Origin of the sequence: Actinomadura sp. J1-007 (genome assembly GCF_009793335.1) — a bacterium.
Lineage (GTDB): Bacteria > Actinomycetota > Actinomycetes > Streptosporangiales > Streptosporangiaceae > Spirillospora > Spirillospora yumaensis.
In genome coordinates this window covers 3,176,353-3,188,420 of the sequence record NZ_WING01000001.1, presented here as the reverse complement: position 1 = coordinate 3,188,420, position 12,068 = coordinate 3,176,353, and the positions used below count along the sequence as shown (strand labels likewise).

The window sequence follows — 12,068 nt, the reverse complement described above, 5'->3', positions numbered from 1 at the left end:
GGCGACCGCGTTCCGCTGGCTCAGCCCGCTGGTCCCGCGCGCGGCGGGGGTCGGACGGCTCGGGTCAGTGGACGGCGCGGTCCTCGCCTTGCCAGTACGGGGCGCGGAGCTCGCGTTTGAGGATCTTGCCGGTCGGGTTGCGGGGGATCGCGTCGCGGCGTTCGACGGACGTGGGGCATTTGAAGTGGGCGAGGCGTTCGCGGCAGTAGCCGATCAGGTCGGCGTCGGACACGTCCCCGGCCAGTACGACGATCGCCTTCGGGGTCTCGCCCCAGCGGTCGTCCGGGACGCCGATCACGGCGCAGTCGGTGACCGCGGGATGGTCCATCAGGACGTTCTCGACCTCGGCGGGGTAGATGTTCTCCCCACCGGAGATGATCATGTCCTTGACCCGGTCGTGGATGTAGAGGTAGCCGTCCTCGTCGAGGTAGCCGGCGTCGCCCGTACGGAACCAGCCGCCCGGCAGCAGCGCCGACGCGGTCGCGTCCGGCATCCCCCAGTAGCCCTTCATGTTCTGCGGCGTACGGCAGAGGATCTCCCCGACCTCGCCCGCGGGCAGCTCGTCCAGCGTGGCCGGGTCGGCGATCCGCAGCGCGCAGGACGGGTTGGGCAGGCCCGCGCTCCGGATCCGGTGTGCGTTCGGCCCGTCGGGGTCGTGGTCCTCGACCGGCAGCATGGTGATCGCGCCCGTCGTCTCCGTCAGCCCGTACACCTGCATGAACCCGGTGCCCGGCAGCATCTCCATCGCGCCGCGCAGCACGTCCTCGCTGATCGGCGACGCGCCGTACAGCAGCAGCCGCAGGCTCGACATGTCGGCCTCGGCGACCTCGGGGACCAGCCGCATGAACTGGAGCAGCGCCGGAACGAGGAAGGTGTGCGTGACGCGGTGCCGTTCGATCTCCCGCGCGATCGCGACCGGGTCGGGCTCGCGCGTGATCACGCCGGTGATCCCGTCGAACACCACGCAGACCGTGAGCGCGTTCCCCGCGACGTGGTACATCGGCATCGCGACCATCAGCACCGACTCGGCGGTGAGGCCCCACCGGTCGTTCGTCAGCGGCAGTACCGACGCGAAGTTGTCGTGTGTCAGCATCACGCCCTTCGGCAGCCCCGTCGTCCCGGACGAGTAGAGCTGCACGAAGACGTCCGAGGTGTCGAACGCGTCGTCGTCGAGGCGCGGCGCGCCCTCGTGCGGCGCGAGCCACTCCGCGTAGTCGCGGTACGCATGGCCCTCGCCGCCGATCACGATCAGGTGGGCGGTGTGCTCCAGCTTCCCGGCGATCGCGTCGAGCACCGGCACGAACTCGGGGCCGACCAGGAAGACCCTCGCCTGCGCGTTGTTGACGATGTAGGCGACCTCGTCGGGCGCGAGGCGGTAGTTGACGGGGACCTGGACGGCCCCGATCCGTGCGGCCCCGAAGAGCTGCTCGGCGTACTCCAGGGAGTTCTTGTCGAGGATGGCGACCCGGTCGCCGTGGCCGACGCCCGCCGCCGCGAGCGCCGCCGCGGCCTGGTCGGCGCGCCGGTCGAAGTCGCGGTAGGTGATCGCGGTGTCGCCCGCGACGAACGCGACGCGGTCCGGATGCCGCTCCGCGCGGTCGCGCAGCACCCTGGTCAGGCCCGGCACGGTTGGCCCCTTTCGCCGATGACCGCCTGCTGTCTCGGCATCATGCGGTCACCGGCGGCCCCGGGCAAGAGGCGGGGCGGGTTGGTTCTACCCCTTTTTGGCAGACTTGGAGATCAGGCTCACGACCAGCATGACCACCACCGCGATCAGGCCGATGAAGAAGAACAGCTTCAGCATCGAGAAGATCGCGCCGATGACGGTCACGACCAGCCACAGTGCGAGTACGACGCCGACGATTGTCAGGATTGTCCGTCCCATGGCCCACACGCTATGCGTTCCGCCGACGATCGTCATCACCCTGCGGGAGGACCCCGCCCCTGCCCCAGCCTCCGCCTCCGGACGGACCGAACCCTGAGGCCACCCCTGACCCCACCCCCCTCCAAGCTGCCGTTCCACGGTCCGAGGGACCGTCGGGCCGCGAGCCGTTGAGCCGCGAGCCGTCGGGCCGCGAGCCGTCGGGCCGGACGCCGTCGGGTCGGGAGTCGTTCAACGGGACGGCGTTTGACTGGCAGTCGCCGGGCGGGGAGTGGTTGGGCCGGAGGCCGTTGGGTCGCGAGTCGTTCAACCGGACGGCGGTTGAACGACTCGAAGTCGCCGGGCCGGGGGCCGTTCGATCGGAAGTCGCTGCATCAGAGGCCGTTGAGTCGGACGCCGTTGGGCTGGGAGGTGCCGGGGCGGGTGGTGTTCGGTGCGGGTCAGGCGTTGCGCTGGCCGTACGGCTGGTCGGGCGCGCCGGGCTGGCCCGGGTAGGGCTGGGGCGCTCCCGGGTACGGCTGCCCGGCCGGAGGCTGCCCCTGGCCGTACGGCTGGCCGGGCGCGCCCATGGGCGGAGGCGCGGTCTGGCCGGGGTACGGCTGCCCCGGCTGGCCTGGCCCGTACGGCTGGCCCGGCTGCGGCGCACCGTACGGCTGCGGCTGCCCCGGCTGGCCGGGCTGGCCCGCTCCGTACGGCTGCGGTGCGCCGAACGGCTGGGGCGCGCCGAACGGCTGGGGCTGTCCCGGCTGCGGGCCGCCGAACGGGGCGGCGTTCCCGCGCGGCTGCGTCGAACCGCTCGCCATCAGGGTGCGCAGGCCGAGCAGCCCGCCCGCGGCGACGGGCGCGAGGAGCATCCACCAGTCGGGACGGGCCGTCAGCACGTCGCCGACGAACCCGTCCGGCATCGTGTGGTCCATGACCACCATGTAGAGCAGGACGCCGATGCGTACGCCGACCAGCATCGCCACGTACGCCGACACCGCCGCGGCGATCGCGCCGAGCGGCCCGCGCGGACGCGTGAAGATCGCCGGCGCCGCGGTGAGCAGCCCGGCGAGCAGGCATTCGAGCACGAACAGCGCCGTCGACTGCCGGAAGTCCAGCAGCAGATCCGATTCGTAGATGCGGAAGAACGTCACGACGATCGTGGCCCCGGTGGCGAGGGCGCCGCCGAGGAGGATCAGGACGATGACCGCGCCCGGCGAGGAGGCGGTGCGAGAACGGGACATCGGTCCATTAAAGCGACCGTTCCTCCCAGGGAGAAGCCGGATCTTACGGAGTCATGACGTGTGTGCCGCCAGGTCGTCGGCGCACATAACGTGATGCCGTGATGTCACAGCCGGCGGGCCGCGTCCTCGTGGTCGACGACGATCCGACCGTCGCCGAGGTCGTCGCCCGGTACCTCGCCCGCGACGGCCACCGCGTGGAGTGCGTCGCCGACGGACGCCAGGCGCTGCGCAAGGCCCTGGACGACCCGCCCGACCTGGTCGTCCTCGACCTGATGCTGCCCGGCATGGACGGCCTGGACGTGTGCCGCAGGCTCCGCGAGTCGTCGTCCGTCCCGATCGTCATGCTGACCGCGCTCGGCGCCGAGACCGACCGGCTGATCGGGCTGGAGACCGGCGCGGACGACTACGTCACCAAGCCGTTCAGCCCGCGCGAGCTGGCACTGCGGGTGCGCTCGGTGCTGCGCCGCTCGCGCGGCGTCCCGCCACCGGTCGGGGGCCCGTTCCGCGACGGCGACCTCACCGTGGACGTCGCCGCGCACGAGGCGACCCTGCGCGGCGGGCTGCTCGCCCTTACCTCCCGCGAGTTCGACCTGCTGGCGTTCCTGCTGCGCCACCCGAGGCAGGCGTTCACGCGCGACGAGCTGCTCGAACGCGTGTGGGGCTGGACGTTCGGCGACTCGTCCACCGTGACCGTCCACGTCCGCCGCCTCCGCGAGAAGATCGAGGCCGACCCCACCACCCCCCGCCGCATCGTCACCGTCTGGGGCATCGGCTACCGCTACGAGCCCGCAACCACCCGAGCGACCGAGCCTCCATCCGCCCCGCCGACCGAGCCACCGTCCGCTCCTCCGTCCGCCCCGCCGGCCGTCCCGCCCTCTGCCCCTCCGGCCGAGCCTCCGTCCGCCCCTGCGGACGTCGCGCCTGCCGCCCCTCCGGACGTCCCGCCCGCCGCCCCTCCGGGCGTCCCGCCCGCCGCCCCTCCGGGCGTCCCGCCTGCCGCCCCTGCAGACGTCCCGCCCCCTGCCCCTGCGGACGTCGCGCCCGCCGTTCCTCCAGGCGTCCCGCCCGCCGCACCTTCCGCCGCACCTTCCGCCGCACCTTCCGCCGCACCTTCCGCCGCACCTTCCGCCGGGCCGCCCGCCGGGCCTCCGACCGCGCATTCGGCCGCGCCTCCGTCTGGGCTTCCGTCCGCCCCTCCCGTTGCGCATCCGTCCGCCGGGTCGCCTTCGGCCGCGCCTTCCGCTGCCCCGCCCGCCGTTCCTCCGGCCGGGCTTTCCGCCGGGCCCCCTCCGACCGAGCATTCCGCTGCGCCCTCCGCCAGGCGTTCGTCCGCCCCTCCCGCCGAGCCTTCCTCCGGTTCGCCCGCCGGGCCTTCGTTCGCCCTTCCGTCTGCGCCGCCCGTCGCGCCTTCGTCCGGGCTTCCGTCCGTCCCTCCCGTTGCGCCTCCGTCCGCCGGGTCGCCTTCCGCCGGGCCTCCCCTCGGCACGTTTCGTCCGGTGAACGGGGCATTGGCGTGATTCCTTTTGAGGATCTGCTCTGGGTCGGGTTCTATGCGGCGCTCGCCGCGCTGATCGTGGCCGGGGTGGCGCTCGGGCTGCTGTACGTGCTGCGCGGACGGTCGGTCGCGACGCAGCTCGTCGTCGTCGGCGCGGCGACCGTACTGGCGACGATCTCCGGGATCCTGGTGATCTCGTTCATGATGCTGCTGAACGACCACGACCGGGCGGTGGTGCTGGCCGTCGTGACCGCCGCCGGGCTCGTCGCGATGGCGGTGTCGGTGCTGCTCGGGCGCCGGCTCGTCGCCGCCAACCGGGTGCTGGTCGAGGCCGTGCGCGCCGGGCGGTTCGAGCCGCCGGAGGTACGGCTCCCGGCCGAGCTCGCCGAGCTGTCGCGCGAGCTGGATGCCGCCTACCAGCGGCTCGCCGAGGCGCACCGGCGCGAGCAGGCCCTGGAGGCGTCGCGCCGCGAGCTGGTCGCGTGGGTGAGCCACGACCTGCGCACGCCGCTCGCCGGGCTCCGCGCGATGGCCGAGGCGCTGGAGGACGAGGTGGTGGCCGACCCCGAAACCGTCCACCGCTACCACTCCCGCATCCGCGTCGAGGTCGAACGGCTCACCGAGATGGTGGACGACCTGTTCGAGCTGTCGCGCATCCACGCGGGCGCGCTGCGGCTGTCGCGGCGGCGCGTCGGCCTCGCCGACCTGGTCGCCGAGGCGGTCGCGGGCGCCGAGGCGCTGGCGCGCGCCAAGGGCGTGCGGCTGCGCGGGGACGTACGCGAGGGGCTGCCCGTCCAGGTCGACACCGCCGAGCTGGGCCGCGCTCTGCGCAACCTCGTCGTGAACGCGATCCGGCACACCCCGGCGGACGGCACTGTCGAAATCATCGGGGACGTGCGGGACGGCCGGGCGCGCGTGACGGTCGCCGACGCGTGCGGCGGGATCCCCGAGGACGACCTGCCGCGGGTCTTCGACGTGGCGTTCCGGGGCGAGACGGCCCGTACGCCCGGGGGCGGGGCCGGGCTGGGGCTCGCGATCGCGCGCGGCATCGTCGAGGCGCACGCGGGGGAGATCGGCGTGGCCAACGCGGGTCCCGGCTGCCGGTTCGAGGTCCACCTGCCGCTGCTCGCCCTGACGGCGTGAGCCCGGAGCTTGTTTGTCGACAAATCGACGTGTCGCCACGTCGGTTTGCCGATGACTCGACGTGGCTGTGACCAGCGCCTCAGCCGTGATGTGGATCATCCTGGCAGGCCGGGCCGGACGCCCCGGGGCCCGCGCGCCCGGCCCTCGTTGATCCGTTGTCACCTCGTTGACCAGGCTTTACTTCGCCCGCGCGACCGGCGTGCCGTCCCGATTGTGGGACGCATCACGGTCGATAAGAAGACGCTTACCGAGGGTAACGTGCCGTCCCGACTTATTGGACGTGGCGTGCCATAGAGGCGCGTGGAGGTGGCACTGTGCGTTCTCGGGGGACCCGGGCCGTCGCGCTCGGCGCGGGGACGGCCATGGCGCTGGCCGGGCTCTGGACCGTTCCGGCTCGCGCTGGGGCCAGGGCCGTCGCCGGGCCGTACGACTTCAACGGCGACGGGCGGCGCGACCTGGCCATCGGCAGCCCGGACGGTACGGCCGCCGGGAAGCGCGCCGCCGGTTTCGTCAGCGTCGCGTACGGGACCGGGTCCGGCTTCGGAACCAGGCAGGTCGTCAGCCAGACGTCGAAGGCCGTGCCCGGCGCGGCCGAGCCCGGCGACCGCTTCGGCTCCAGCCTCGCGTCCGCCGACTTCAACCGGGACGGGTACGCCGACCTCGCGGTGGGCGCGCCCGGCGAGGACGCGGGCGGACGGGCCGACGCGGGCGGCGTCACGATCCTGTGGGGCTCGCGCTCCGGCCTGCGCTCCGCCACCGCGTACGGCGAGTCCCGCACGCCGGGCGCCCGCCACCGCTTCGGCGAGTCCCTCACGGCAGGCGACATCGAGGGCGACGGCACGCCGGAACTCATCGTCACCACCCCCGGAACGAGCACGTTCACCTGGCTCTCCTTCCACACCGGAACCAGCTCCGGAACGCGCTCCGAAACCCGCTCCGGAACGCGCTCCGAGCCCCGCCCCGGAACCCGCTTCGGAACGCGCGCCGAGACCGGCACCAAGCCCCCCGCCACCAGCGGTGCCGGGATCCGTTCTGCGCGGGACGTCAACGAGTCCTGGGTGGCGTCCGGCGACGTGAACGGGGACGGGCGCGGTGACGTCGTCTACGGCTGGTACGACTTCGACGATCCGGAGGTCGGACATCGGCGCGGCTTCACGCTGTTCACCGGGACGGCCGGAGGGCGGTTCGCCAAGGGCCCCACCGTCTACACGACCGTCCACGCGCTCGCCGTCGGCGACTTCAACGGTGACCGCCGCGCGGACGTGGCCGTCGGCGACTCCTACGACCGTCCTTCCACCGGAGGGCGCGTCACGGTCTACCCCGGCTCGTTCCTCGGGCTCGGACGCCCGTCCACGATCGACCGGTCAACGGCGGGCGTCCCCGGCCAGGGCGTCAACGAGGACGACTTCGGAGCCGCCCTCGCCGTCGGCGACGCCAACCGCGACGGCCGCGCCGATCTCGCCGTGGGCGTTCCCAAGGCCGACGTGGGCCGCGCGCCCGACGCCGGACGCGCGTACGTCCTCTTCGGCTCCCCGGCCGGCCTCACCGGACGGGGCGCGCAGGCGATTTCCCAGAGCAGCCCCGGAATCCCCGGCGGCGCGGAGCCGTACGACCTGTTCGGCGCACAGGTCGCGCTGCTCGACCACAACGGCGACGGATACGCCGACCTCGCCGTCGGCGCGCCCGGCGAGAACCGGGACGCGGGCTCCGTCACGGTCGTACGCGGCGGACGCGGCGGCCTGTCCACACGCGGCGCCACAGGGCTGTCCCCACGCACGTTCGGCGTCCAGTCCGCAAACCCCCGGCTCGGTACCCGCCTGCCCCACTGATCTGCAAGCAGCCTGCGGAGCGGGACAAAGCAAGGTGACTAAGGTCAAGAGACGGTAAACCGCCTTTGGGTGGTGTGCGTCACTTCTGTACCGCGTGTCACTCGGACACGCTGCTTCGGAGGTTCCCCCCTTTGCGCACACGTTTCCTCCCGGCCGCCGTGGCCGCCTCGACGGTGGCCGCCCTGGGCGGCCTGGGGATGGCCGTGCTCGCCCCCGCCGCGTCCGCCGCCGCCCCCGCCAAGCCGTTCGACTTCAACGGGGACGGCTACCGCGACCTGGCCATCGGCAGCCCGAACGGCAAGGTGAGCGGCAAGAAGGCCGCCGGGTTCGTCACCGTCACGTTCGGCTCCGCGAGCGGGCTCAACACCGCCAAGAGGCAGGTCCTCCACCAGGACACCGCGGGCGTCGGCGGGGCCGCCGAGGCGAACGACCACTTCGGCTACGCCGTGTCGTCCGCCGACCTCGACCGCGACGGGTATGCCGAACTGGTCGTCGGCGTCCCCGACGAGGACGCGGACGGTAAGACCGACGTGGGCGCGTTCACCGTCTTCTGGGGAACGAAGTCGGGACTGTCCACGCAGGCCGCGACCGTCGCGCCCCAGGACGGCGCGACCGGCTCGCGCGCCGGGCTGAGCCTCGCGGGCGGCGACTTCAACCGCGGCGGCTACGGCGACTTCGCCTACACCGGCGCCACCGGCTGGGGCTGGTACTCGTACGAGCCTCCCGCCGCCCGTACGGCCCGCGCGAACGGCGCGGCGTTCGTCCAGCACGCGATGCCGGCGCCCCGCAAGCGCGCGGGCGCCCGCGCCGCCGCCGCGCCGCGTCCGGTCACCGCCAGGGTCCAGGCCGCGTACGTGACGAACTCGACCTACCCCGGCGTGCTCCTCGGCTGGAACGACCCGGGCGCGCCGGAGCCCGGCGACCGCAACGTGGTCGCGCTGTTCGAGCGCGGCGAGACCCCCGACACGCTAACGCCGACGTCGGCGTACTCGATGGAGCCCGGTTCGCTCGCGTCGGGCGACTTCAACGGCGACGGGTTCGGGGACGTCGCGATCGGGCGGCCCGCCGTGTCCGACGCGCACCCGGGCGGCGAGGTGCAGATCATCCCGGGCACGGCGCAGGGCTTCGGAACCGACGTGTCCGTGATCGACGCCGACACCCCCGGCGTGCCCGGCGGCGTCGTGTCCGGCGCCCGGTTCGGGGCCGACCTCGCGGCGGGCGACGTCAACAAGGACGGCAAGGCCGACCTCGCGATCGGCGTTCCCGGCTACAAGTCGGGCTCGGCGGCGTCCGCCGGCGGGACGTACCTGCTGTTCGGCTCGGCGACCGGAGTGACCGGCACCGGCACGCAGTGGCTGTCGCAGAGTACGGCGGGCGTGCCGGGCGGCTCGGAGGCCAACGACCGCTTCGGCACGCAGGTGACGCTGCTCGACCACACCAAGGACGGCAACGCCGACCTGGTCGTAGGGGCGCCCGGCGAGAACGGCACCGAGGGCGCGATCACGTTCGTCAAGGGCCGCGCGAACGGCGTGGTCCCCGTGACGGGCGCCGTCTCGTACGGCCCCGGCACCTTCAAGGTCGGCGGACTCAGCGCCCAACTCGGCCTCTGGATCAGCGACTGACGACAACGCCCCAGAACACCCCCTGACCGGCGGGCCGCCTCTCCCCAGGCGGCCCGCCACCCCACCCCCGCCCCAGCACGGACGACCAGCACCCCCAGCCGACCCCGCACGCCCCCCGCCCAGCGAGCCGCGCCCCCGCAGCCCGGGCCAGCACCCCCGGCCGACAGCGCCCGACGCACGGCCCGCCCCACGGTCAGTGATCGGCAACCCATGGTCAGCGCCCCTTGAGCAGCGACGCGGTCAGCGCCCTTGCCGGTGGCCCACGGAGTACGAGCCCGGCGTACGGCCCCGGCCCACGGCGTACGGCCCCGGCCCACGGTCGGTGATCGAGGGCGCATGGTCAACGGCCCTGGGCGGCGGCACGATCAGCGCCCCTGGCCGCTGGTCCACGGCGCACGGTCGCTGATCGGCGGCGCATGGTCAACGGTCCCTGGACGCCTGGCGCACGGTCGGCGGCCCCGTTCGGCGGCGCCCGGCCCACGCCCCGGCGCACGGCCCACGTTCGGCGCCGCACAGCGCACCGCCGCCGGCCCGGCCCACACCCCAAGGCCGGCGATCGGCGCTCCACGGCCTCGGCACACGACCCACAGTCAGCAGCGCACGGCGCCCCCGCCCACGGCACACGGTCAGCAGCGCACGGCCCCCGGTCGACGGCCCACGGCCAGCAACGCACGGCCCCCGGTCGACGGCGCACGGTCAGCAGTGCAGGGCCCACGTACTGACGGCGCAGGGCCCACGGTCAGCGGGCCCCAGGCCCCAGGCCCTGGTCGGCGGCGCGCGGTCGGCAATCAGCGGTCAGCGGTCGAGGGCGTCGCCGACGGCGCGGAAAGTCGGGCAGGGCCAGCGGGCCATGCAGGCGCGGCAGCGCCTGAGCGGGGTTTCCGGGTCGCTGGTGATGCCGCCGGCCTCCTGCGGCCGGTGCAGGTCGATCAGCCGCATCCCGAGGTCGGCGAACGCGAGCACCTCGTCCCTGGCGCCCGCGAGGAAGACCAGGTCCTCCCGCGAGAGCCGCGTCCTGATCGGCACGAATCCGGACCGGTTGACCAGCCTCGACAGATGCTGGGTGGACGCCCGCCACGAGCTGGACTTCTCCGAACGCGTGCGGATGGTCTCCAGCCGCTCGCGCAGCCGAGTTTCGCGCGGATCCGCGCCTCGCCGGGTCTTCACGCGCGGCACCCCCCTTGCCTCTGCCGCCTTAGCACCCGCTCAGCCTTCCTCACCGGACGGCTCCGCGCGGCGTAATCCCGCAGATCCCCGGACCGGAGACGGCCACCCCACCACCAAGCCCCCAGAGCGCCTCCGCCACCACCACGACGCCCGAAAGAGATTTCGCTGCCCCGCGCCCCGCGCCCCGCGCCCCGCGCCCCGCGCCCGCGCCCCGCGCCCCGCGCCCCGCGCCCCGCGCCCCGCGCCCCGCGCCCCGCGCCCGCGCCCCGCCGAAGCGTCCCCGCCGAAGCGTCCCCGCCGAAGCGTCCCGCCGCCGCGTCCGCCCGCCGCGTCCGCCCGCCGCGTCCGCCCGGGAGCGCCCCCGCGGTCCAGCCGTGCTGCCGCCGCGCCCGCCACCACACCGGAGTGCCCCGCCGCCGCGTCCGCCCATCGCGTTGGCGCGCCCGCCGCGCCGTCGCCCTTGCTTCGGCCGCGGCCGCGCCTCGCCTTCGCGTCCGTTGCTTCCGCCGCGGCTTCGCTTGGCCGCGCCCGCCGCCACACCCGAAGCATTCCCCCGCCGCTGCGCCCGTTCGCCGCGTCTGCCCGGGAGCGCCCCCGCGGCCGCACCCCCGCTGCCGCCGCGTCCGTCCCCGAGTGTGCCCGCTGCCTCGTCCGCCCGCCGCGTTCGTGCGCCCGTGGCCGCACCACGACCCCCGCGCCCCGCCATCGCGTCCGTCGCGTCCGTTGCCGTGCCCGCGCTGCCGTCCCGCCGTCGCACCCATCACTGCTGCTGGGAGCGCGTTCGCCGTCGCACCCCCTGCCGCCGCCGCGCCCCGCACCACGCTCTCGGGCGGCCCCGCCGCTGCGCCCGCCACCGCTTCCGCGCTGCCGCCGCCGTGCTCGCGCCTTGCCACCGCGTCCGCCGCTGCCGTGCCCGTTCACCACGCCCGGGGGCGTGCCCATCACCACGCCCACGCCTCCGCTACCGCTTCTGCGCTGCCGCCGCGCCGCGCCCCGCCATCGCGCCCGGGAGCGCCCTCCGCCCGCCGCGTCCGTCCGCTGCCACGTTCGGGAGCGCCTCTGCTGGCGCGACCGCGCTGTCACCGCGCCCGCCACCACACCCGAGTGCACCCGCTGCCGCGTGCGCCCATCGCGTCCGCGCGCAATCATCCCCGCGCTCCGCTATCGCGTTCTTTCGCGCATGTGGCGTGGCGGGGATGGTTTGTTGGGCTCATGGGTGGGGGTGCAATTGGGGTGTAACGGAATGTAGTTGGTAAAGCGTACGGGGGGATGGCGGGGGCGGCGCGCCAGGGGATCGCCTTGGTTGCAAGGGACTTGGACAACCGCCTGGCCCGGGGGCCGTTCAGCGGATAGTGTGCGGCACGTGGAGCTAAATGTCTCGACCGCGTCTCAGGGAGGTCACGCCGTCGTCACAGCGATCGGCGAGCTGGACCTGTACACCGCGCCCCGGCTACAGGCCGCGCTGGCGGGATTGCTGCGCGATCCGCTCGACCGCGTCGTGGTCGACCTCAGCGGTGTCGAGTTCTGCGACTCGACCGGCATGAACGTGCTGCTGTCCGCCATGAAACGGCTCAAGGAGCAGGGCGGGTCACTCGAACTCGCCGCGCCGCGCCCGGCCGTCAAGCGGATCCTTCAGGTCACGGGGCTCGACTCGGTCTTCACCGTGTGCGACGCCGTGCCCGCCCTGGACGCCGGCTGATCCGT

General features: G+C 74.3%; 8 protein-coding genes and 1 pseudogene. 5 read left to right on the top strand and 4 right to left on the bottom strand.

Going from position 1 to position 12,068, the window contains the following annotated elements; all coding sequences use genetic code 11:
* Positions 1-64: 64 nt before the first annotated feature.
* The 3 genes from GEV43_RS14430 to GEV43_RS46830 all read right to left on the bottom strand — a co-directional run bounded on the left by GEV43_RS14430 (position 65) and on the right by GEV43_RS46830 (position 3,108).
* Entirely contained in the window at positions 65-1,627 is a 1,563-nt protein-coding gene (locus GEV43_RS14430; protein ID WP_160821130.1) for a long-chain-fatty-acid--CoA ligase, read from the bottom strand.
* Positions 1,628-1,714: 87 nt separating this feature from the next.
* Entirely contained in the window at positions 1,715-1,921 is a 207-nt protein-coding gene (locus GEV43_RS46835) for a hypothetical protein (RefSeq protein ID WP_164717135.1), read from the bottom strand.
* 401 nt (positions 1,922-2,322) lie between these two features.
* Positions 2,323-3,108 (bottom strand): hypothetical protein, encoded by a 786-nt coding sequence (locus GEV43_RS46830; RefSeq protein WP_164717134.1) that lies wholly within the window; start codon positions 3,106-3,108, stop codon positions 2,323-2,325.
* Between the two features lie 101 nt (positions 3,109-3,209).
* Here GEV43_RS46830 and GEV43_RS50205 point away from each other — a divergent pair.
* From GEV43_RS50205 to GEV43_RS14410, 4 genes and pseudogenes are all read left to right on the top strand, one after another.
* Positions 3,210-3,899 (top strand): annotated as a pseudogene (locus GEV43_RS50205) (response regulator); the annotation flags it as partial.
* 722 nt (positions 3,900-4,621) lie between these two features.
* Entirely contained in the window at positions 4,622-5,746 is a 1,125-nt protein-coding gene (locus tag GEV43_RS14420) for a sensor histidine kinase KdpD (RefSeq protein ID WP_160821129.1), read from the top strand.
* A gap of 314 nt (positions 5,747-6,060) precedes the next feature.
* Entirely contained in the window at positions 6,061-7,575 is a 1,515-nt protein-coding gene (locus GEV43_RS14415; RefSeq protein WP_309239635.1) for an FG-GAP-like repeat-containing protein, read from the top strand.
* Between the two features lie 131 nt (positions 7,576-7,706).
* Positions 7,707-9,197 carry an FG-GAP-like repeat-containing protein gene (locus tag GEV43_RS14410; protein ID WP_160821128.1) on the top strand — a complete coding sequence of 497 codons (1,491 nt, stop codon included), beginning with the start codon at positions 7,707-7,709 and terminating at the stop codon, positions 9,195-9,197.
* Positions 9,198-9,992: 795 nt separating this feature from the next.
* Here the strand turns inward: GEV43_RS14410 and GEV43_RS14405 are convergent.
* Positions 9,993-10,364, bottom strand: a complete 372-nt coding sequence (locus GEV43_RS14405) for a hypothetical protein (RefSeq protein ID WP_160821127.1) — start codon at positions 10,362-10,364, stop codon at positions 9,993-9,995.
* A 1,363-nt stretch (positions 10,365-11,727) separates the two neighbouring features.
* Here GEV43_RS14405 and GEV43_RS14400 point away from each other — a divergent pair.
* Positions 11,728-12,063 carry an STAS domain-containing protein gene (locus GEV43_RS14400; RefSeq protein WP_160821126.1) on the top strand — a complete coding sequence of 112 codons (336 nt, stop codon included), beginning with the start codon at positions 11,728-11,730 and terminating at the stop codon, positions 12,061-12,063.
* Positions 12,064-12,068: the final 5 nt, after the last annotated feature.